This window comes from Acinetobacter sp. P37 (assembly GCF_057480965.1).
In genome coordinates this window covers 92932-116047 of the sequence record NZ_JBLIYY010000007.1, presented here as the reverse complement: position 1 = coordinate 116047, position 23116 = coordinate 92932, and the positions used below count along the sequence as shown (strand labels likewise).

At 40.6% G+C, this 23116-nt stretch carries 15 protein-coding genes; 11 read left to right on the top strand and 4 right to left on the bottom strand.

The features are described 5' to 3' along the window. Positions 1 to 59: 59 nt before the first annotated feature. From AC25JC_RS08430 to AC25JC_RS08405, 6 genes are all read left to right on the top strand, one after another. The gene (locus AC25JC_RS08430) at positions 60 to 653 is read left to right on the top strand and encodes a LysE family translocator (RefSeq protein ID WP_078192265.1); all 594 of its coding nucleotides are present in this window, start codon (positions 60 to 62) and stop codon (positions 651 to 653) included. A gap of 112 nt (positions 654 to 765) precedes the next feature. Next, the gene (dcd, locus tag AC25JC_RS08425; RefSeq protein ID WP_005008040.1) at positions 766 to 1335 is read left to right on the top strand and encodes a dCTP deaminase; all 570 of its coding nucleotides are present in this window, start codon (positions 766 to 768) and stop codon (positions 1333 to 1335) included. A gap of 244 nt (positions 1336 to 1579) precedes the next feature. Continuing rightward, the gene (locus tag AC25JC_RS08420) at positions 1580 to 3640 is read left to right on the top strand and encodes a hypothetical protein (protein ID WP_486923847.1); all 2061 of its coding nucleotides are present in this window, start codon (positions 1580 to 1582) and stop codon (positions 3638 to 3640) included. Positions 3641 to 3650: 10 nt separating this feature from the next. Continuing rightward, the gene (locus AC25JC_RS08415) at positions 3651 to 4340 is read left to right on the top strand and encodes a hypothetical protein (RefSeq protein ID WP_067764582.1); all 690 of its coding nucleotides are present in this window, start codon (positions 3651 to 3653) and stop codon (positions 4338 to 4340) included. Between the two features lie 30 nt (positions 4341 to 4370). Continuing rightward, complete coding sequence (locus tag AC25JC_RS08410) at positions 4371 to 6551, top strand: DUF6160 family protein (RefSeq protein WP_486923846.1); 2181 nt, start codon at positions 4371 to 4373, stop codon at positions 6549 to 6551. A 50-nt stretch (positions 6552 to 6601) separates the two neighbouring features. Continuing rightward, positions 6602 to 7903, top strand: a complete 1302-nt coding sequence (locus tag AC25JC_RS08405) for a hypothetical protein (protein WP_111884918.1) — start codon at positions 6602 to 6604, stop codon at positions 7901 to 7903. Between the two features lie 63 nt (positions 7904 to 7966). Here AC25JC_RS08405 and AC25JC_RS08400 read toward each other — a convergent pair whose 3' ends face one another. The 4 genes from AC25JC_RS08400 to AC25JC_RS08385 all read right to left on the bottom strand — a co-directional run bounded on the left by AC25JC_RS08400 (position 7967) and on the right by AC25JC_RS08385 (position 14647). Then, on the bottom strand, positions 7967 to 9682 hold the full coding sequence (locus AC25JC_RS08400; RefSeq protein ID WP_180114726.1) for a proline--tRNA ligase: 1716 nt from the start codon (positions 9680 to 9682) through the stop codon (positions 7967 to 7969). Between the two features lie 96 nt (positions 9683 to 9778). Next, the gene (locus AC25JC_RS08395; RefSeq protein ID WP_486923845.1) at positions 9779 to 12883 is read right to left on the bottom strand and encodes an efflux RND transporter permease subunit; all 3105 of its coding nucleotides are present in this window, start codon (positions 12881 to 12883) and stop codon (positions 9779 to 9781) included. A 23-nt stretch (positions 12884 to 12906) separates the two neighbouring features. Further along, positions 12907 to 14010, bottom strand: coding sequence for an efflux RND transporter periplasmic adaptor subunit (locus tag AC25JC_RS08390; RefSeq protein ID WP_180114730.1), 1104 nt, complete (start codon positions 14008 to 14010; stop codon positions 12907 to 12909). A gap of 46 nt (positions 14011 to 14056) precedes the next feature. Next, positions 14057 to 14647 carry a hypothetical protein gene (locus AC25JC_RS08385; RefSeq protein ID WP_373683972.1) on the bottom strand — a complete coding sequence of 197 codons (591 nt, stop codon included), beginning with the start codon at positions 14645 to 14647 and terminating at the stop codon, positions 14057 to 14059. Between the two features lie 346 nt (positions 14648 to 14993). Here AC25JC_RS08385 and pilG point away from each other — a divergent pair, with 346 nt between their 5' ends. The 5 genes from pilG (at position 14994) to AC25JC_RS08360 (ending at position 23116) form a co-directional block, all read left to right on the top strand. Then, positions 14994 to 15377: a twitching motility response regulator PilG gene (pilG, locus tag AC25JC_RS08380; protein ID WP_078191060.1), complete on the top strand. Its 384-nt coding sequence runs from the start codon at positions 14994 to 14996 to the stop codon at positions 15375 to 15377. Between the two features lie 30 nt (positions 15378 to 15407). Continuing rightward, the gene (locus AC25JC_RS08375; protein ID WP_078191059.1) at positions 15408 to 15776 is read left to right on the top strand and encodes a response regulator; all 369 of its coding nucleotides are present in this window, start codon (positions 15408 to 15410) and stop codon (positions 15774 to 15776) included. Between the two features lie 6 nt (positions 15777 to 15782). Further along, positions 15783 to 16319, top strand: coding sequence for a chemotaxis protein CheW (locus AC25JC_RS08370; protein WP_111884922.1), 537 nt, complete (start codon positions 15783 to 15785; stop codon positions 16317 to 16319). A gap of 44 nt (positions 16320 to 16363) precedes the next feature. After that, positions 16364 to 18439, top strand: a complete 2076-nt coding sequence (locus AC25JC_RS08365; RefSeq protein WP_078192256.1) for a methyl-accepting chemotaxis protein — start codon at positions 16364 to 16366, stop codon at positions 18437 to 18439. A gap of 162 nt (positions 18440 to 18601) precedes the next feature. Then, complete coding sequence (locus AC25JC_RS08360) at positions 18602 to 23116, top strand: hybrid sensor histidine kinase/response regulator (RefSeq protein ID WP_486923844.1); 4515 nt, start codon at positions 18602 to 18604, stop codon at positions 23114 to 23116.

Here is a 23116-nt window from a genome sequence, read left to right as displayed (position 1 = left end):
TATTTTGCTAATACGAAACAACTGAATTAATCTTCGCGGATTAAGTTTGAGGTCAAAGTATGATTTCATGGTTTTTTATTGGTCTAGTTATCAGTATTTTGTTAACGCCAGGACCAACCAATACCTTACTCGCATCTTCGGGTATTCAAGTTGGGCTACGTAAATCATTCCGACTCATTCCAGCGGAAGCCTTTGGTTATCTTATTTCGATTAGCCTATGGGGTTTTCTCATTGGTAAAATTTCCGTACATCTGCCTTTACTGCCGACCATTTTAAAACTGTTTAGTGCTGGCTATATTCTATTTTTGGCTATGCGATTATGGCGTACAGCAACTGTTGCTGAAAATTTTAATCAAAAGGGCATTCGTGCACGCGAACTCTTTGTTGCGACTTTATTAAACCCCAAAGCATTATTATTTGCATCTGCGATTTTCCCTGCGTTGGCTTGGCAAAATGCGCAGTATTATGTAGCTCACATGCTGATCTTTTTGTTGTTGATCGTTCCTATTGCATTTTTTTGGACCTTCCTTGGTTCAGTTTTGGCATCGAATAAAATTAGTTGGCTCAATCAAGCCAATTTACAACGAACAGCATCGCTAGTCTTGGTTAGTTTTTCGATACCACTGAGTTATTCTGCGATTTTAAAACTTTAAATTGATTTGAAAATGACTAAATCCGCTTAGTTCGGCAAAGCTTATTTTCATTAAGTCGGATTTCAGTTAAAGTACCACGCAATAATTGATTTAAGTTTTTGGATAGAGATAAATGGCTATTAAGTCTGATCGTTGGATTCGCGAAATGAGCGAAAAACACGGCATGATTGAACCGTATGCAGAAAACCAAGTCCGTTATGATGAAAATGGCGAAAAGCTTATTTCGTATGGCGTGTCGAGCTATGGTTATGACGTGCGCTGTGCTCGTGAATTTAAAGTCTTTACCAATGTTCATTCAGCAATTGTTGACCCTAAAAACTTTGACGATAAAAGCTTTATTGATATCGAATCGGACGTTTGTATCATTCCGCCGAACTCGTTTGCACTAGCACGGACAGTCGAATATTTCCGTATTCCACGTAATGTGTTAACCGTTTGTTTAGGTAAATCAACCTATGCGCGCTGCGGTATTATTGTCAATGTGACGCCTCTTGAACCAGAGTGGGAAGGTCACGTGACTTTAGAATTTTCGAATACAACCAACTTACCTGCACGTATATACGCGGGTGAAGGTGTCGCACAAATGTTGTTCTTCGAATCAGATGAAGTGTGTGAAACCTCTTATAAAGACCGTGGTGGTAAATACCAAGGTCAAACCGGTGTGACATTACCGAAAGCTTAATCCTTCGGATTGAGTTTAAAAAAGCGGGCGAATTAGCCCGCTTTTTTGTTGGGTCATTCATCGGAAAATAGACCATTCGGTGGGGAAGTTTTTGCAATTGAGTAATTATTCAGCATAATAAAAAGTTAAGTGACTGGTCTATCACAAGTCTCCATTTAAGGAATAAATGGACAATAACATCAAAGCCAGTTCTCAGGAATAAATATAAGAGAGATGCAGAGCATCTGATAAAAGGAAGGTCGAGATGACTCAATTCACCCAGGCTAAGTTATTCCGCCAGAGTTGCTTAGCAGCCGCAGTCAGCATTTTTGCTGCACCATCTGTTTATGCGCTTCAAGATTTATCAGATGAAGCACTTTCAGCCACAACTGGTGAAGGTGTTGCACTCACTTTAGAGAATTTCAAAATGGTCTTTCAAGGGCCAAATGACCGTTCTACGGCTTCTAGTTATGCGTCTGGTATGGTTGATCCTGGGAAAAACGATACAGGTTTTATTCGGATTATTCCTACAGGTGAAAACTATGAACAATTAGGGCAGCGTGCTTACGATAAAATCTACAAAGCAGCTTATGTTGATGCTTATCAGCAAGGCCGAGTTACGGGCTATAACGGTGTTTATGACTCAACTTTTATAAGTTCTAAAAGCACTTATGAGACCAATAATGCTACACGAGTAACCAATGAAACCATCGCAACATATTCAACAGAATATCGTGGCCGATTAGTACAGTCTTATCTTGAATCACCAACGATGAAGGCATATTACGATCAGCGTTATGCAGATTATTATGATGGTTCATCGGCTGGCTTATCTTTTGAAAACGATGGCACAACGAAAGAATCAATTACACCGTTCTTAAAAGAAAAGTCTCAAGCTGCCGCTTTAAAAAATACCTATGAAATGATTGAGTTACTATACGGTAACAATAGTACGGGTAATTTACCGACCACTTCGACATTTTATAAAAATTATGTCTCAGGAAAAATTACACGTTCAAATATTATTGATACAACAAAAGATGCTCAGTTAAATGCCAAAGCTGCAGAAACCCTCAATCAGTTGGCAACGGACTATGCCAAGCTTGAAGCTCAAAAGGCAAGCGATGCAGCATTAGCAACCGTGAAGAAAAATGCTGAGATTACAGCAAAACAAATTGCTTCGACTGCGACCGTATCGAGTCTCAGATCGAAAGCAGATGTATTTATATATGGCTTAGCCCTGTCCAATAGCAAAGATAAAAATGGCAAAAGTTCATTAGCAACGCGCTATACAGACCAAGGATTTAATTGGGGTACAGCAGAAAACCCATGGCTTTTCCATGCGGGGAATCAAGATGTTGAACAATTTGCGAAAGATAATAAGGGGAATGTTGGTTACTTAGCGATTGAGGCACCATTAAAGAAAATTGCGGCAGATGATGCATCTAACAACATCAAGCTTGGTTTGTGGATGGATGTATTTTCACGGTCTTTAAATTCAAGTAATGTCGTCGATCCGATTACCGGTGCGCCGACCAGTGGCTTAGATAAAGACTATCGTTTACGTACTCAAATTGTTGCGAATGGTTTGAGTTTTAATGGTTCACAAGTTCGAATTTTTCAAACCCTAAAATCAACAAATACCAACTATAACCAAACTTTAGGTTTAGCCAGTTTAATTCGTATTAATACCAATGATCGTGCTGAGTCACTGAGTATCAATGACGGTGATTTGGATGCTCGCGGTATGCGTATCAGTACAGCTGCACGCTCCGAACTGGATGATGGTACTGCAGCGACACCCGCTATGGATCGTTCTGTCGCTCCGATTTTCCATGAAACGGAAGGTCTATATTTATATAGCCCAAACATCAATTTAGTTTTAGGCAATATGTATCAACCCTTTATTGTGGGATCGGAAGGTCGAAATATTATTTTGGAAGTAACACGTATTCCTAACGTGCCTTCTATATACAGTAAAATTTATACTTACTATACAGATATCGCTGGAAATACCACAGGTACATCGGGTTTAACCGCTGCTGACTTTAAAGGTTCAACCTGTAACGTCTATAGTTGTGGTACGGAGTTAAAAGCAAACTCTTCAGATGCGACAGCACTATATCAAGGGCGTAATGCAACACATAGTAGTATTGCAATCGGTACAGTAGAGCGCTTGCCTGGTAATCTGCTGAATGCAAAAAGTACGGATACGGCGACAGGTGTGGTCTTTAAAGGTGTCAATGGACAAAGCACGAATTTAGGATCTGTTGCCATAGATGGCGTATTGATTCAGCACTTAAAAATAAGAACAACAGGGCTGTAGGAGAAATTAAATGTATAAAATTTTATGCGCTGTTGTTTGTGCTGCACTGACACAAACTCATGCAGGCTTAGTGTCTATGGATAATACCGAACTCACTGCTGCAACCGGTCAAGGCGGTGCTGATCTCAGTTGGACACTTTCATTAAACCATCAATACGCCAATGATATGTCGAAAAACAACATTTCTATCATGGATGCGAATGGAAAAACGACTCAAGCTTTTTATGGATATCAATGTTCATCCAATGAGTTTTGTCGCTTAGCACTTGCGCCCAATAATCATGTGGATGCAAATGGTAATAAGAAATGGTTGGTGTTTAAACAGTTTCAAGGAACGTTACAGATCGATCAATTTTCACTAGATGGTGTGACGATTATCAATCGTGAAGGCAATCCACAAACGGCTATGCAGTTGACATTTTATGATGATAAGCCATTAAAAATTAGAAATTTAGGTTTTGCTACGTTGGCGGTGGAAACAGGGACGACAGGTAAGGAAGGTTATGAAAATACCAGTACTTATACGACCTATACCGAAAAGAAAGCTGATGGAACAACTTCAACTTTAGCAGTGCCTGATTTTGATCGTGGTTCAGAACAAGGATTTATGGGTGTTAATGTGCATGGCAACATGCACATGAGTGGAAAGTTAAACATCTTCAGTTTTAACTGCACTGGAAATGGTGCAGGTCGCTGTTAATCAGCTGTGACTGAATATAAGGATATTGTGATGAGAAAAATAACAACTTTAACGGCACTCGCAACCAGTATTTTACTTGCTCAACATGCATATGCTTTTGAAGCGATGACCGATGAAAGCTTGGGTGCAGTTACTGGCCAAGATGGTATTTCGATTACCCATGAAGTTTCTAGAGTCAAAGTTGATCAGTTAAATTGGGTTGACCCAACTGACCAAAATAAGATGAAAATGGGTTTGCACAATGTACAAATAGATGGCGTTGGGCAAAGCACCATTACATCAAAATTAGATTTTGATGTTGGGACTACGGATGCTGGTGTAGGCATGCGTATAGCTGCGAGTGTCAGCCCTTTTACGGCTGTTGCACAAAATATTATGTTGCTGTGTCAAGGTGCAACGTGCCAAACGCCTACACAAAATTTAGGTTCACTTACGATTGCAACATCTTCACCTTTAAAAGTATTACTTGAAACCAGCAATGGTCTATTTAACCGTAATGATACGGCGTATATGGAATTTCAATTGCAAAATGCCAGTATTAGTCATGGTATGAATGGACATAGCGTAACCTTAAAGGACTTTAACTTTAACTTTGCTGGTTCAGGTTATATGTATGTCGCAGCTGATGAAGGCATTGTTCTCACCACAAAATCCACAGGGAGCAAAGACCATGCGGTCAATTTGGGGCGGGTAAAAGATACTTCAGATGTACATAGCTCACGTAGCGATGCCACAAACCCCGGCGTTAATATCGATTTACGATACGGTACCGATGGTGGTGCACAGCGCAATTTAATTCGTATGGGAGCATCGGGTGCTGTCACTAATGCACGAGTTGCCTTAAATGCCAATCAAGAAGGAATTAAAGATTTTGGTCTAGCAACGAAAGCTTCAGGATATGAGTCCGTTGGTTCAGGTGGTTTACATTTAGGTGTGCGCGCGGATTTCACTTCAAAAGATGATCCGAGTCTTGTTGCAGGTCAAGCACCGACAACCTTAGAAATTGGCCATACGGGTATTGGTAGTTATTCCATTGAATTTTCTAATTTAACGTCTTTAGTTGCTGATAAAAATGCATATATTGATTTTGGCGATATTTATATCAATACCATTCAAGCAAAAAGCCTTGATTTTCTGGTAAATGATAAATTAAAAGCGACATTAGGTTTAACCAATAATGTTTTAACCCAGAATCTGTCAAATCAAACGGCGGGTGGAAATTTTGCACTTGTGGCGATTCGTGGTATGGATTTTCAGTCCATCGCGCGTACCGCACGATTTATTTCGGATAACTCAATTGCTGCAATTGCAAGTAATGACAACAGTTGGGGGATTGGTATCCCGATTTATAATATGAATGCCAACGTTGCATTATCAGAGAAAAAATACAGTTATAAAAATGCGGCTGAAAAATCAGGTATTGGCTATAACCTTGTAATGAGCACAGATGGTTATGGTGTTGATAAAAAAACAGGAACACCAAGTACAACATCCATTATTTTGATTGATGGTAAAAAAGGTATTAATGGTCAAGAAGTCAATTATTATGCAGGCTTAAGAAACATCAATGCACTTATTCAATCTGATGGTGTGATTGGTTATGAAAATGATGGCATCTATGTACGTGCAGATAATTTATTGATTGCAGCCAATGCCGAGTTAGCGATTGGTCAACTTCCGGGTTCAACCTATAACTGTGCGACTACAGCTTCTGCCAAATGTGGGACTACAGTACCTTTAGATAATTTCTCTAAACGTGATGATGTGTTGACGAATATTGCGTTTAAACTCGATGGTAAGGGTGAGCTATTTATAGTGCCGGGTCTAAATGACAGTGCAGAAAATAACTATTTGTCTTTCCGTGGAAGCTTTGAATTTAAAGCATTAACTGATGCTGAAAAGAAAGATCAAAAAGTTATGGGAAGCTATTTAAGTTTGATGAATGAAGATGTAAATGCCAGCGGTGTCGTTTCAGCTTCAAGTATCAATATTAATAAAATGCAGGGCGATCTAGGCTTTGATGCTCGAATTAAAATGAAACAAGATTCGGTAGAGTTTGATAATCAGGTAAAATTCAATCCAACCAATAATATGTCTAAAGCGTTTCGTGCAGAAGTTTCGATGTTAACAAATGGCAATATGCAAAAGATGGCGGATATTGCCCTAACCGGTGGAACAATGCGAAGTACGATGGGGATTACTCCACGCTAGTAAAATTAAATCAATAACAAATAAATAAAATAACGAACAGGGAATTTGTTATGAAAAAGAAGTTAATCAGAGGTTTGATATTCTCGACATTTGCGATGAGTAGCTTATCTCATGCAATGATGGCTTTAGATGATGAAAGCTTATCAAAAGTTGATGGTCAAGCTTTACTCTCCATGGAATATACGCAGGGGTATAATTCTGTGGATGAGAGTGGACAAGCCGTTGACCAATCCAAAGTTGGCTTTTATAAACTTGGTTTGGAAGCTGAAATGGAGCTCAATGCCAATATTAAAAAGCTCCAATTGGGTTGTGGTGGTGCAAATGGCTCAGGTGCTTGTGATATTGATATTGATCATATTTCACTGAGTGGCTTGCCTGCAAATAGCAATTATACGTCGGATGAACGTGCGGCAACTTCAGCTTTGCTGACCAATCCTTTTATCGAAATTGCAATTAAAGATCCGAAATCAGCGGCAACACGTGAAGTGATGGGCTTTCGTTTGAGTGCTGAAAAAATTTCTGGATTAATGACATTAGGTACAGAAAATAGCAATACACCCAATGGTATCAATACCTTTAGTGGTTATATGAAAACAAAAGCGTCTGCGGGTGTTGCAACAACTGCCGAGCGTGTGATGGACTATGCTTCTACGCAGCAATACATTGAAGGGGCTGTTAAGGGGACATTATTTGGTGCTGAAGTTGATCTACCGCTTCACTACAAATCAGATAATTATTCTTTTAATTTAAAATCAACCACGGCTCCTTTTACGATTCCAGCCACTGTTGTAAGTGGGAATCGAATGACAGATGTACAGTTAAAGGGTACAGGAACTGTTGATCGTCTAGATTTTAGTGGTCCATTAGAAGCTCAAATCTCTTTACTCGGTTTAAACATTAATTTGAATAAAGATGTGACGGGGTATCTTACTGGGCTAAAAACCGATATTACGGTAAATCAAAGTTTAGGTTTGATTCACGCACTTTATCTAAATAACCCTGCTTCGCTATCTTTACAAGCTCAAAAAATACTCTGGCCTGGTGCTGCAGTCGCAGCAGAAAGAGGGTGGTGGCTGGCGATGGAAGATGAAGTCGATTTGGGCAGTATTACACCATCAGATAAAGTGGCGATTACGGATGAAGTATTGAAACAAACGATCGCCGGAATTAACCATGACCTAAGTACCAATGTTCGTAACTGTGGAGATTTACTCTTTGGTTGTGTTGCAGGTTCTTCTTTGGATGTTAAAGAGATTAAAAACCCGTCATTAATTGATTTCCCATTAACCAATTTAAAACTGTCTGGACAGGAGTTTCGTTCTAACTGCTTCGGCGGTCTGAAATTCTGTTAAGGCTTAAAATATTTCATATAAAAAAATCCCGCACTTAGCGGGATTTTTTATGTTTAGCGCAAATTATTTTGCAATTTTCGCTAAAAGGTCTTCTTTACTTAAGTTGCTTGATTCTTCATCACGGCGACCTTTGTACTCAAATGTACCAGCATCCAAACCTTTCTCGCCAATGACAATACGGTGTGGAATACCTGTTAACTCGATATCAGAGAATTTAACACCCGGACGTTCATTACGATCATCAAGAAGCACATCATAACCAGCAGCAGTTAATTCTGCATACAGTGCTTCAGCAGCTTCCATTGTACGCGGTGACTTATGTGCATTCATGGGCACAATAGCAACTTCGAAAGGAGCAATTGCAGACGGCCAAATAATCCCTTTGTCATCGAAGTTTTGTTCAATCGCAGAAGCAACAACACGGGTTACACCAATACCGTAGCAACCCATAGTCACAACGAGAGGTTTGCCATCTTCACCTAAAACTTTACAGCCAAGCGCTTCAGAGTATTTTTGACCCAACTGGAAGATATGACCAACTTCGATACCACGTTTAATCAAGATTGTACCTTGACCATCTGGAGAAGGGTCACCTTCAACAACATTACGAAGGTCATAAACTTCGGTGTATTGTGCATCACGTTCCCAGTTTACACCTACAGCATGTTTATCGACTTGGTTTGCACCAGCAACAAAGTCTGAAAGTACAGACGCTGCACGGTCAACAATAACGGTAATGCCTTTTTCGGTTAAGCCTTGAGGGCCACAGAAACCAGCAGTTAAGCCTAAGTCAGCTAATTGTGCTTCAGTTGCAAAAGTTAAAGGAGCAGCAATTAATGGGTGTTTTTCTGCTTTAATTTCATTCAGTTCATGGTCACCACGTAGGAATAAGGCAACCACTGGTGCAGCTTTACCTTCTTCAGCAACACCTTGAACCAATAATGCTTTGACAGATTGAGTAGGGTCTGATTTAAGGAATTGAGAAACCTCAGCAATGGTTTTTTGATTTGGTGTATCAATAATCTCAAGTGCTTTAGTCGGGGCAGCACGTTCACCTACTAATACTGCTTCCGCCATTTCTACGTTAGCAGCATAATCTGACTCTGTAGAGAATGCGATATCATCTTCACCGCTAGAAGCAAGGACGTGGAATTCGTGTGAACCCGAACCACCAATTGAACCTGTATCCGCTTGAACTGGACGGAAATTTAAACCTAAACGCGTGAAAATTTTGCAATAAGCTGCATACATCTTGTCATAGGTTTCTTGTAAAGAAGCTTGGTCAACATGGAAAGAATAGGCATCTTTCATGATGAATTCACGTGAACGCATCACACCGAAACGAGGACGGATTTCGTCACGGAATTTGGTTTGTACTTGGTAGAAGTTTGCAGGCAATTGCTTATAGCTTTTCAATTCATTGCGAGCAAGATCTGTAATCACTTCTTCATGTGTAGGGCCAAGTACAAAGTCATTGTTATGACGGTCTTTAAAACGTAAAAGTTCTGGACCATATTGTACGAAACGACCTGATTCTTCCCATAAAGATGCGGGTTGAGTGACAGGCATCAGGACTTGAAGTGAACCAGCACGATCCATCTCTTCGCGGATAATCGCTTCAACTTTATTTAATACGCGAACGCCCATCGGCAGCCAAGTGTATAAACCTGAAGCCAATTTACGAATCATCCCGGCACGAAGCATAAGCTGATGTGAAATAACTTCAGCATCGTTTGGGGTTTCTCTTAACGTTGCAAATAAAAAGCGACTCGCGCGCATGGAAACTGTCCTAAAAAATTAAGCGTTAAAGTGGAGAGTATACAATAAAAAATGAGGTGAACATTTTCCAAAGTCACCTCATTTTAGATTTTGTCATTATGACATGATTTTTTTGGCCTGACGTGCAAGGAAGTTTCGGAAATCATCCAAATAGGTAAAAATCACCGGCACAACCACAAGTGTTAGTAGGGTAGAGGTAATCACCCCGCCAATCACGGCATGTGCCATTGGTGCACTTTGTTCACCGCCTTCACCTAAACCAAGTGCAAGCGGAACCATACCCATTACCATTGCACTGGTAGTCATTAAAATGGGACGTAAACGGGTTTTACCTGCTTCAATAATCGCTTCATAACGATCTACACCATGGTCCATGGCTTTTTTAATAAAGTCGATGAGTAGAATTGCGTTCTTTGTCACCAAGCCCATGAGCATAATAATCCCGATAATGGAAAAGAGGTTCATGGTTGAATTAAATAAGAATAGGGCTAAGAAAACCCCAATCAATGATAAGGGTAATGAAGCCATAATGGCTGCAGGGTGAATGAAGCTATTAAATTGTGAACCCAAAACAATATAAATAAATACAATAGAGAGGGTAATCGCTGTCATTGCATAACCCGCAGACTCAGCCATATCTTTATTGGCACCTTGCGTGACAAAACTATAACCTGGTGGCAAGTCGAAGTTTTTCTCTATCTCATTGATTTCGGCACCAATATCACCCGCAGGACGTCCTGCTGTGTTGGCTTCAACCATCACTTCACGTGCCAGATCACGACGGTTAATTTGTGAAGCACCAAGTGTTTCTTCAAAGCTTGCCACACTTGCCAATGGAACTAAAATAGGTAAGCCTGCAGCATCGGTTTTTTGTGATGTGATGTACATGCTTTGAATGTCAGTTGGCAGTCGACGCTGATCTTCAGTGAGTCTTAAATTTACATCATAGGTTTCGCCTTTATCATCCTTCCACGTTGTTACATTATCACCAGCAAGAAGAGGGCGTAAAACATTGGCGATTTGATTGACGGATAAACCTAAATCACTGGCTAAAACGCGATTGATATGTACACCTAATGTCGGTTTAGGTTCTTTGAGTGAGCTTTCTAAGTCGACAATACCGTCGACTTTCGAAATTTCTTTCATGAATCGGTCAGAAATGCGTTGTAACTCATCTAAGTCTGGTCCTTTAATCGAGATCATAACCGGCTTTTGGCCGCCAGATACTGTTTCATCAGCTGAAGCAATCGAGGTAATGGTAATACCTGCTACATGTTTTAAGCGGGTACGGAATTCATTGTTGAGATCCGTTAAGGTTTGACTACGCTCCGTACGTGGTGAAACAGTGACACGAATGCTAGCATGGTTTTTACCCCGATCAGTGGCACTATTAATTGCACCATAAGTGGCTTTGACTTCTGGATGTTGGCGAATGATACGATCTACTTGCTTAAGCTTAGCCTGCGAATATTCAAGGGTTGCATCAACTGGTGTTTCAAATTTGATCCGAATTTCACCTTTGTCTGGTACGGGTACAAATTCAGTTCCGATCATTTTGGATAAACCTAATGCACCAAATAAAGACGCGACGGCGATTAAAAGGGTAATGAGCCTAAATTTTAAAGCAAGCTTGAGTAATTTTTCATAATGATGGCTTAGGTTGTCGAGCTTGCCCGAAATCCAGTTAAAAAAACGTTTGATTTTACCCGGCTTTTTATTTGGATCGTGGCGCTCTGCCCAGTGAGCAGACAACATCGGGTCAAGGGTGAAACTTACAAACATCGAAATCAGTACAGCGGTACTGACGGTTACACCGAATTGATAGAAGAAACGCCCAATAATGCCGCCCATAAATGCCACAGGTAAAAATACTGCGACAATGGTCAATGTTGTGGCCAATACGGCTAAACCAATTTCTTTCGTGCCGTCGAGTGCAGCGGTGACGTGGTCCTTGCCCATATCGGCATGGCGGACAATATTTTCACGAACCACAATGGCATCATCAATCAGGAGACCGATACTTAGTGAGAGAGCCAGTAGGGTCATCATGTTAATGGTAAAACCAAAAATCCAAACAAAGGTGAGGGTGCCCAGTAGCGAAATCGGTAGGGTTAAACCTGTAATGGCTGTCGAACGAAATGAGCCGAGAAATAACAAAACAATGAGTACCGCAAGTACTGCACCTTCAATAATCGTACGTGCCACGTCTTTAATGCTGCCACGAATACCTTTTGAAGAATCAACCACAATTTCTGCGGTCGTGCCTTGCGGCAATTGCTGTTGGATTTTACTTAAGGTTTTACGGGTATTATCAACCACCTCAATTACATTAGAGTCCGAACTTCTCAGAATGTCGACAGCGACGGCTGTTTTACCATTCAGATAGGCACTCGACTCCATTTCAGCTTGGCTATCTTCGATTTCAGCAATTTGTTTGAGATAAATCGGCGCGCCATTTTTATTGGCAACCACTAAATCTCCGAAAGAATTTGGGTGAATAACCCGAGATTTAATTTCGACCACCAATTCTGAGTTCTTTTGTTTTAAAGTCCCCCCCGGAACTTCAATATTTTCAGATTTTAGGGTGTTTATAACTTGGTCTATCCCAATCCCGAAACTTTGTAATTTTTGTGGATTTACTTGTATCCGAATTTGACGCTGCGCATCGCCCAATAAATTGACCGTACCAACACCGGGAACCGTTCTAAGCTGTGGCACAATCCGTTGATTCAGATAGGAACTCAAATCACGTAAAGACATGTCCTTCGATTCAAAAACAATCGACATAATCGCACTGGCAGTAGGGTCGTAGCGTTCTACAATCGGGTCATCAATTTCATCACGAAATTGTGCGGTTACTGGTGCAATTTTATCTCGAATATCCTGTGCAGCTACAGAGGACGAGACATCTAGATTAAATTCGACAATAACCGTGGATAAACCTTCACTGGACTGTGAAATGACTTGCTTGAGGCCTGAAATCGTATTGATCTGATCTTCAAGTTTCTTAGTGATTTCAGATTCGACAGACTCAGGAGAAGCACCCGGATAGTTGGTGTAGACTACAACAAAAGGGAAGTCGACATCAGGAAACTCCTCAACGCCCATACGTTGCCAAGAAGCAAGTCCTAACACCATCAGACAAAACATCATCATGATGGTGAAAACAGGATATTTCACACTAATTCGGGTTAACCACATAACAACTGTCCTGCCTTATTCTTTTAATTTTGGCTGATACTTACATCTTGTTTGATATCTGAATCATTAAATTTAATTCGGCTGATCAGATCACTATTTTGTAAGCCCTGAACAATCGCGGTGTTATTGCTATAACTCTGATTCAAAATTTGTATAGGTACTTTGGCAATTTTATTTTGACGAATGACCCAGACGTAAGGTTTATCTTTTAGACTTTGAATGGTATCGAGTGGAATTTTTTGGCCTGAAATATTATCCGTGCCTAAGATGTGACCTTCGACAAAAGCACCAATACTTAATGAAGTAATAGTTTCATTTGGGGCTGCAAAAAATTCAATTTGACGACTGGCTTGATCGGCGATCGGTGAAATCCGGCTGATTTGTGCTGTGAGTAAATTGCTATTACCTTGGATGCTATATTCAATCTTTTGTCCAATTTTCAGTGCAGCTTGCTGATCACTTGGTAATTTGGCTTGAATTTCTAATTGGTCTGGATTAACGATTTCAAAAAGGGTTTGTCCGGCAGCAACTGTTTGTCCGGGTTCAACATCACGTTTGGTAATCACGCCTTGGATAGGGCTATAAATGGTACCATCTTGATTGGCTTTTCGCGCAATGTCGACATTAGCTTGTTGGGCACGAACATTTTCCATTTGAGCTTGGTAATCGACACGACTTTGTTCAAACTCTACTTTGGAAATAAAGCCTTGATTCAGCAAACGCTGTTTACGTTCCATCATCAGTTTGGCTTGATTGGCTTGAGCTTGCGTGGAGGCAAGGTTTGCTTGAGATTGAGCAAGACGTGCGGCATTGTCTTGATTATTTAAACGCACCAACACTTGGCCTTTGCTGACACGTTGTCCGACTTCGGCATTAACATTGGTTGCAGTCGCAGTGACTTGGGCTTGAATACTGCTCTGATTGACCGCCCGAATGGTACCAGTAAAGGCAGTTTTTGAAATGGCGTTGCCTTGTTCGATCGTGACCAGATCTTGTTGAATCAATTCAATCTTATTTTCTGGTTTTACACTTTGCTGCGGATCTTCTTTTTGACATGCAGCCAAAGTCAGGCTTATGCAAAGCAGGCTAAGCTTTAAAAATGGGGATGATTGCTGTGCAGAGTGCATAATGGTCCTTATATCAGCGGTCTACAAAAGCAATTGAATAACAAGTTTATTCCATCGCTTTTAAACGCGTAATAATTCTGTCGTATTCAGCTTCTGTATTTCGATAGCGAGTTTGTAACGATTGAATGTATTCTTTTTTCGCTACCATATTTTTTTGATTATTATCCAACATTGTTTTTAATTTTGCCGGAACGGTTTCACCTTTTCGAAAATGTTCACGTTCTTGGCGAACAAATAATACACGATCATTTTGTAATTGTTTTAATTGTTCTTGTTCAAACACGATCTGTTTACGTATACCAGTCAGTGCATCACGCTTTTTGATGGCCGCAGTTCGGCTATTGGTATAGGCTTTTTTAAGTTTGATATCTGACGCTTGCTGACGTGCTTGAGCAGCACGCTGAGGAGCTTGTCTAACGTCAGCTTCAGCATTGTAGGGGCGGTTACGTTTAATCACTTGCATATTTTGATCAAGTGCTTCATAACCATAGCGGATGTGATTTGGTGTCACATTGGTACTGATGTTTGCTACACCTTTATTGTCATAGTAGCGATACCAAGTCGCCTTTTGTGGTTGCTGCATATTGTTTGGTGCAGCAAATAAAAGCGGGGTATAAGCCAGTAAACAAGTCGTCAGGATGACTTTTTTTGAGAAATGTTTAAGGCCAATCAAGTGAATTTTTTTTGTAAGCGGACTCAACCTTGTACTCCCCAGTTTAAAGTTGACTAAATTACTTATTTTAAAGTAATAATCTTGCTATAATATGCTTAATTAAGACAATTAAATACTATTCCAAGTTAAAAAAAAATCGTTGGTCATCGGAAAGTGTGAAGCAGTTAATAAAAACAAGAAATCTTGTGTGTTTGCGCAGAAAATGTTCATTGAAAACGCAAGTAAAGATATGTTAAAAATGTTCATAACTTGTAAATAATAATGCTGCTAACTTAATTGTTTGTACATCCTCAATGGGTAGGGTCAATAAATGGACGATAAATTCCAAAATCTAAAAGTCATGGTAATTGATGATTCAAAAACCATTCGTCGTACGGCCGAAACGCTGCTTCAGCGTGAAGGATGTGAAGTAGTCACTGCTGTAGATGGTTTTGAAGCACTTTCAAAAATTGCAGATGCGAATCCAGATATCGTATTTGTCGATATTATGATGCCACGTCTAGATGGCTATCAAACTTGTGCCCTGATTAAAAACTCTCAAAATTATCAAAATATTCCTGTGATTATGCTTTCAAGTAAAGACGGTTTATTTGATCAGGCGAAGGGTCGTGTTGTGGGTTCGGATGAATACTTGACTAAGCCATTCAGTAAAGATGAATTGCTGAATGCAATTCGTAATCACGTTACAGCTTAATTAGATTTTTTATTTTTTTGGGGAAAAAGCATGGCACGTATCCTAATCGTTGATGATTCACCAACAGAAACATTCCGTTTTAAAGAAATTTTAGGTAAACACGGATTTGAAGTGATTGAAGCTTCAAATGGGGCTGATGGGGTGACAATGGCTCAAGCTGAGTTACCTGATTTGGTCTTAATGGATGTGGTAATGCCGGGTGTGAATGGATTCCAAGCAACACGTCAAATTGCACGTGGTGCGACCACCAAACATATCCCGATTGTCATTGTAAGTACCAAAGATCAGGCAACTGACCGTGTTTGGGGTAAACGCCAAGGTGCTTCTGATTATCTAACTAAACCTGTAGACGAAAAACAATTAATTGATGTGATTAAGCAACACCTCAATGCAGGATAAAGCTCTATGGCAGCAAATGGATTTATCGAATTACTTCGAATCGCAAAACGAGGAAACAAAAACTACGTTTCCACTGAAAATGAAGTAAACCGATGGTCAGGCATTGCTTTTGAGATGATGGGGCAATATTACGTTGCTCCTTTAGGTGAAGTAGCTGAAGTGATCTACCCACCAAAATATACGCCAGTTCCCAACACCCAACCTTGGGTGATGGGACTAGCCAATATTCGGGGACGCTTACTTTCTTTGTCTGACCTAGCACAATATATAACCGGTCATCGAAGTAGTTTTTCACCCACTCAAAAAGTTTTATGTATTAGTCATAATGACCATTATGTCGGTTTGATAGTCGATCAAGTTTTGGGTATTCAACACTTTAATAAGAAAAGTTATTTTTCTAAAGATAATGAGTTGGATCGAAATTTGCAGGAATATTGTCAGGGGTATTTCCACCAGCATAACCAGCAGTGGAATGTATTTCTCTTCAGTCGTTTACTGCAAAATCCAAAATACATGAACGCATCTATAAAATTTATAAATTAATTGTCGCGCACGAACGAAAGAAGGCGTAATCGGGGAGAAGCTGAATGGGCTTTAAACTTAAAAAGAAAAATACGGGTGAAAGCACCAGTGGTCGTAAAGGCGGTAATGCTTTTCTGGCAAAACTGCAATCACAGACAGATCAATTATCTCGAGTTTTTGGTGATAGTGAAAAATCCAAACCATTTATTTATGGTGCGATTGGTTCATTAGTACTGGCAACGATTATTTTATTATACCTATTCTATAGCGTTCCTCGCGGTAACCAATTAACGCAAAGTTTGGGTGAACTCCGTCTTCTTTCGCAAACAATTTCGCGTCAAGCAACTGAGGCAACTGCATCAGGTACTGAAGATGCAATGAAAAAATTAATTGCCTCTCAAGATTCGTTCAAAGAAAACTTAGAAACTGTAAAAGACATTCATGCAAATACAGATGCGCTGAAATCTGTAGATACGCAGTGGGCTGAGGTTTCAAAAAGTATTGACTTGATTACTTCGCAACAAAAAATCATTAATAAATTATATGACACGAACATCGCGATTGGTGAAACCATTCCGGGGATTCAGGCGGAATATAACTTGATGGTCGACCAAATGGCACGTCAAGACATGCCTTCGAACCAGGTGGTGATTGCGAAAAACCAAGTATTCATTGCAGAACGTATTTTACGTTCGATCAGTTCGGTGCTTTCAGGTTCTGATAGCTCACGTGAGTCTGCAGATGACTTCAGTGCCGATACTGAAACCTTCGGTTTGTACTTAAATGCCCAATTGGATGGTAGTACAGAGCTTGGTGTACAACGTATTGAAAGCCCTGAATTACGTGAGTCACTTGAAGGCATTAAAGCTGAATATGACGATGTATTAAAATCAGCGGCTGCGACAATTTTGAAAAACTCAACGCAAATTGTGAACGTACGTAAAGCATCTTCACAAATTTTTGCTGAGTCAGACAAATTGTTGGACAACTTAAATCAATTGTCTTCTAGCACAGGCTTGAAAACCATTTTACCTGCGGTACTGTTGATTCTTGCTTTAACGGCCTTCTTGATCTGTGTGTTCAAACTTCTTTCTTTACGTGGTCAATCGGATAAATTCCGTGTAACCCGTCTTCAAGAAGAATATGACCGTAACCAGAACGCGATTTTACGTTTACTCGATGAAATTGCCGATCTTGCAGACGGTGACTTACGTTCGTATGCGACGGTATCTGAAGACTTTACTGGTGCGATTGCCGACTCGATTAACTTCGCAATCGACCAATTACGTGACCTTGTATCGCGTATTACAGAAACTTCTCAAGAAGTTGCGCAATATACGGCGAATACGCAGGGTATTACCAACCAGCTTGCAGAAGCATCTGAACATCAGGCGCAAGAAATTGCTGGTGCATCTGCCGCGATTAACGAAATGGCAATGTCGATTGACCAAGTATCTTCGAACGCTGAAGAATCAGCTGTCGTAGCAGAACGTTCTGTACAAATTGCTGCAAACGGTGCAGATGTCGTAAACCGTTCAATTGAAGGTATGGACACGATTCGTGAGCAGATTCAAGAAACGTCTAAACGTATTAAACGTTTGGGTGAGTCTTCTCAAGAGATTGGTAATATTGTCGCACTGATTAACGATATTGCCGACCAAACAAACATCTTGGCATTAAACGCAGCAATTCAGGCGTCGATGGCGGGTGAAGCAGGTCGTGGTTTCGCCGTGGTAGCGGATGAGGTACAGCGTCTTGCGGAACGTTCAGCGTCTGCAACCAAACAGATTGAAGGCTTGGTAAAAACCATTCAAACGGATACTAACGAAGCCGTAATTTCAATGGAACAAACGACTTCGGAAGTTGTACGTGGTGCGAACTTGTCTAAGGATGCCGGCGTAGCACTAGATGAAATTCAGTCTGTATCGGGTAACTTGGCGAAACTGATCGCAAACATTTCGGATGCCGCAAAACTTCAGTCTGCTTCAGCTGGTCATATTGCGACAACGATGAACGTTGTACAAGAAATTACCTCGCAAACCACCAGTGCAACATTTGATACTGCACGTTCGGTATCTGAATTGGCGAACATGGCTGAATCATTACGTGAATCTGTATCTGACTTTAAACTCCCAGAGTAAGTCAGGCGAAAACCTGCAGTACCTTAGCTACGGCTAGGGTACTGCACCGATTACAGATAACACATCGATAAGGTGAACTTAACGTCACAGTTAAGTCTTAGGTGATGGTTACAATTAAGTTTGAGCAACCTTCTTGGTGGCAAAACATAAGAAGCCTTAGCTATGAAAGAAATATTAAAAAATTTAGTTGAAACAACTACGCTTCCTGAAGATAGTTATCTTGATCAAGATGCAGAAATTTTAGAGATTTTTGTTGAAGAAATAGAAGAAATCTTTGAAGAACTGGCGGGTTTATTTACAACTTGGTTGGAAAATCCACAAGATAAAGACACTTTAACGACGATTCGTCGTCATTTCCATACACTGAAAGGTTCAGGTCGTATGGTTGGGGCAAAATCGGCGGGTGAAACTGCATGGGCAGTTGAAGATACGCTGAACCGTGTCATTGCGGGTTCAGTACAGTTAACGCCAACCGTTCAAAAGTTTGCACAAACAGTTTTAAATGTTTATCAATATAAGCTCTATCCACGGTTTAAAAATGTTGCCGAATTGGATGTTGACTTACGTCCATTGGTTTTAATGGGGCAACAATTACAACAAAATATTAGCCTTGAGCCTGCACTCGAAGAATTATTAAAACTGGCAGATCAATTAAAATCTGAAGATGGTGTCACTGGTTTAGAACTGACTGATGTTGAAGCTACAGCACCTGTAGAAGTGCTTGAAAACACGATTGATGCGGTTGTTGAATCAGAACCTGCTCCTGAACAAGTGGATGCAGATGCATCACTGGTCGAAGAGACAGTGAGCATTTTTATTGAAGAAGCTGAAGAACATCTACAAACGATTGATCAGTTCCTCCAATCTGATGACAGTAAATCACAAGACTATAATGGTTTGATTCGCGCGCTACACACATTGCGTGGTAGTTCGTCGATGGCGCAAATCGAAGAGATTTTTGAAGCCAGTTCAAAAGTTGAAAACTTATTCAAAACCTTATTACAAGACGAAATTGTATCGAGCTCGAAAGAAACTACTTTATTGATTCAATATGCTGAATTTGTTCGTGATTATTTACACGTGCTGCGTTCAGGAGATAAGGCAAATCTTGCATCTATTTATGAAACCTTCAAAGCCGCTTGGGATGATTATGGTTTTGCTAGCCAAGATCAATTGGCGCCTGAAGATAATCCACAAGGTTTGGTTTCTAAACTAATCGAATTAAATATTGATCAGTTATTAGATGCTGAATTTGAGTTTGATAAACGTGCCCTTGCTGAATTCCCAGACTATATTCAACAGCTCAGTCAGCAAGCTTTAGAGTTGATTGAACATACGGATAATCGTGCCTCTGTTGGAATCCATGATTTCACAACTCAACTGCGTGCAGCGTATCAGTCTTTAGTTGAAAAGCCTGAATTACTCCATGCTGATTATGGCTATGAGTTATTTGCGCAAGCACATCAAGAGTTCATTCACTTATTTGACACTTTAGCTGCGGGTCAGCGTGTGGTGTTAAGTGAAGAGGTTCAGCGTTTCTTAAATGAGCTGACTGCATTTGTTCAACAAGACATTGAAGCAGTTGTAGCGACGACAACACCAGAAGCCCATGTAGTTGCTGAACCTGTTGCCACAGTAGAAGATAAAGCCGCTGTTGCAAATACAACAGCAGTAGACTTTGCACAATTAAGTCAGCGTATTCAACTTGATCATCAACAGATGCAAGCGGCGGATGCGAATAATGACTTTGATGAAGATCTTTTAGGGATCTTTATTGAAGAGGCAGAAGAGTTATTGGTAGGTATTGACCAAGACCTTAGTACTTGGACGCACGATCAAACCAATACTTCAGCTTTGAATAATTTAATGCGCTATTTGCATACCCTAAAAGGTGGTGCAAATATGATTGCCGCGTCTCATGTGGGTTTAATTTCGCATGAATTGGAATCGATTTATGAGCGCATTATTCGTCAGCAAATTTCGATTACCCCTACGTTAATTCAAATTATTCGTTTGGTGCAAGATGATATTTCAGATCGTATTCAAACCATTCGTGACCAAGGGATCGACTACCCTGCGAATAATGTGATCGATATTCTAAGGAATATTCAGTCAATTGTGGCAGGAGAGCGTTCAGAACCTGTTGCATTGGCTTCGGCTCCTATTTCAGCTGAAACTCTACAAGCTACAGTAGAGCCAGATGTGTCGGTGTCAGAGCCGATGGATGCTGCTGAAGACACTGCAGAAGCAGTGGTTGAAGCTCAAACGATTGCTCACACTGAGTCTGCTGTTGAACATCTTGAACATGCGGTTGCTGAACATGTTGAGCATCCAGATGACGATCTACGTTCTGTCATGGAAGAAACCTTCCTTGAAGAGTCTGAGGAAATTCTTGAACAAGCCGTTCAATTATTAAATCAATGGACTGAACAACGTAGTGACCGTAACGTATTGCTTCAATTACAACGTGCTGCCCACAGTATTAAAGGTGGAGCGCGTATGGTTGAAAATGAACCTGTTGCTGCAATTGCATATCAACTTGAGACAACGTTTGAGCATTTCGCGGTTCATCATTTCAACTCAAATGCATATGACGGCTTACTCAAAACGACTTTGGCATGGTTAAAAGAAGCGATCTTCAACCATGACTATAGTAATTTTGACAGCATCAAATTGAGCTTAGAATCCATTCAGTATGTGGATGTTACGGTTCAATTGCCAAACCGTGTTGCAGAATTAGAACAAGGTATTGTCAGTAAAGGCTTTGAATTTATTCAGGGTGATGGTGTTGAACCGCCATCGATGTTGGGTGAATGGTCTGAAGCCAATTCTTCTGATAACAGCAATGAGATGATTCGTATCTCGGCTGATCTCGTCGAGAAGATGATTGATTTATCAGGCGAGAACTCGATTAACCGTTCACGTATTGAAATGGACTTAGGTCAGCTAGGCAATACCTTGAATGAAATGGAGTTGGCGATTAAGCGACTTGCTGACCAGTTACGTCGAATGGATGGTGAGCTTGAGTCACAAATTATTGCCAAACATGGTTCTGAAAATTCACGCTATGCGGATTTCGACCCATTGGAGATGGACCAATATTCATCGATTAACCAATTGTCAAAATCTCTAGCCGAATCTGCGTCAGATTTGGTTGACTTCAAGAGTACTTTGGCAGAAAAAATCCGTGATGCGGAAGGTTTGTTATTACAACAATCACGTATTCAGTCAGAAATTCAAGAAAGTCTGATGCGTACCCGTTTGGTGCCATTTGATCGTTTGTTACCACGTTTACAACGTATTGTGCGTCAAACTTCTTCGACCTTGAACCGTCCTGCAGAATTGATTGTTCAAAATACAGAAGGTGAATTGGACCGTACGATCTTAGAGCGTTTGGTGACACCATTTGAACATATGCTGCGTAATGCGGTCGACCATGGTTTAGAAGATACTGCTGACCGTTTGGCTTTGAAAAAGCCAGAAGTGGGTAGCATCGTCTTGAACATTAGTCGTCAGGGTACTGATGTACTGGTGTCTTTCAGTGATGATGGTAAAGGGGTTGATGAAACCAAAATTAAAGACAAAGCCTTAAAACTTGGTTTAATCAAAGCGGATCAGTTCCTCGATAAACAAGAAATCTTGCAATTGATCTTCCATCCAGGTTTCTCAACGGCACAAGCGGTAACGCAAATTTCGGGTCGTGGTGTTGGTCTGGATGTGGTGCAAAGTGAAATTAAAGCCTTGGGTGGTCATGTTTCCGTTGAGTCTGAGTTAGGTAAAGGGACGACCTTTACCATTCGTGTACCAACGACTGTAGCGGTCAGCGATGCCTTGATGGTGAAAGCGGGCGATCAGCAATATGCGATTTCATTAGCGCAAATTGAACGTATTGTTCGTATTGCACCTACGGCACTCGAAACTTATTTCAATAGTAATGATGACGTGTTTAAAATTGACAACACCAATTACAAACTACGTTATCTATCAGAGTTTGTGGGTAATCAGCCAATTCCACGTTTAAATAATGTCGGTCATTCATTGCCTGTATTGCTAATAAAAGGCAACAGTGGTCAAACCATTGCTTTATTGGTCGATCAGTTGGTGGGTTCACGTTCTCAAATCGTGGTGAAACCAATTGGTCAACAATTTACTAGTGTGGCCGCGATTGCAGGTGCCACGATTCTAGGTGATGGTCATGTATGTTTGATTTTGGATGGGCAAAATATTGCACGTCAGATTCAAACTACGCAGCGTGTTAAACATTCAGCTGAGCAGCGTGACTTGGGCCGTCAAGCCAATGCGCGTCGTTTAGTGATGATTGTCGATGACTCGGTAACTGTACGTAAAGTGACTTCACGCTTACTTGAACGTCAAGGTTATGACATCGTGACAGCGAAAGATGGTGTGGATGCAATTGAGCAGCTTGAAAATGTCCGTCCAGACTTGATGCTACTCGATATTGAAATGCCACGTATGGATGGTTTCGAAGTGACAAACTTAGTTCGTCACCATGACATTCACCGTGACTTGCCAATCATTATGATTACATCGCGTACAGGTGAAAAACATCGTGAGCGTGCTTTTAGCTTAGGTGTGACTCACTATATGGGTAAACCATTCCAAGAAGCTGAATTGCTTGCCAATATTGAAGCTTTAATTGCAGAAAAGCAGGGGTAA

What these genes read in the sequence shown, in the direction of transcription:
- pilG (WP_078191060.1), top strand. Translation starts at nt 14,994, where the DNA reads ATGGACGATAAATTCCAAAATCTAAAAGTCATGGTAATTGATGATTCA.
- AC25JC_RS08370 (WP_111884922.1), top strand. Translation starts at nt 15,783, where the DNA reads ATGGCAGCAAATGGATTTATCGAATTACTTCGAATCGCAAAACGAGGA.
- AC25JC_RS08430 (WP_078192265.1), top strand. Translation starts at nt 60, where the DNA reads ATGATTTCATGGTTTTTTATTGGTCTAGTTATCAGTATTTTGTTAACG.
- AC25JC_RS08410 (WP_486923846.1), top strand. Translation starts at nt 4,371, where the DNA reads ATGAGAAAAATAACAACTTTAACGGCACTCGCAACCAGTATTTTACTT.
- AC25JC_RS08365 (WP_078192256.1), top strand. Translation starts at nt 16,364, where the DNA reads ATGGGCTTTAAACTTAAAAAGAAAAATACGGGTGAAAGCACCAGTGGT.
- AC25JC_RS08405 (WP_111884918.1), top strand. Translation starts at nt 6,602, where the DNA reads ATGAAAAAGAAGTTAATCAGAGGTTTGATATTCTCGACATTTGCGATG.
- AC25JC_RS08395 (WP_486923845.1), bottom strand. Translation starts at nt 12,883, where the DNA reads ATGTGGTTAACCCGAATTAGTGTGAAATATCCTGTTTTCACCATCATG.
- dcd (WP_005008040.1), top strand. Translation starts at nt 766, where the DNA reads ATGGCTATTAAGTCTGATCGTTGGATTCGCGAAATGAGCGAAAAACAC.
- AC25JC_RS08420 (WP_486923847.1), top strand. Translation starts at nt 1,580, where the DNA reads ATGACTCAATTCACCCAGGCTAAGTTATTCCGCCAGAGTTGCTTAGCA.
- AC25JC_RS08360 (WP_486923844.1), top strand. Translation starts at nt 18,602, where the DNA reads ATGAAAGAAATATTAAAAAATTTAGTTGAAACAACTACGCTTCCTGAA.
- AC25JC_RS08400 (WP_180114726.1), bottom strand. Translation starts at nt 9,682, where the DNA reads ATGCGCGCGAGTCGCTTTTTATTTGCAACGTTAAGAGAAACCCCAAAC.
- AC25JC_RS08390 (WP_180114730.1), bottom strand. Translation starts at nt 14,010, where the DNA reads ATGCACTCTGCACAGCAATCATCCCCATTTTTAAAGCTTAGCCTGCTT.
- AC25JC_RS08375 (WP_078191059.1), top strand. Translation starts at nt 15,408, where the DNA reads ATGGCACGTATCCTAATCGTTGATGATTCACCAACAGAAACATTCCGT.
- AC25JC_RS08415 (WP_067764582.1), top strand. Translation starts at nt 3,651, where the DNA reads ATGTATAAAATTTTATGCGCTGTTGTTTGTGCTGCACTGACACAAACT.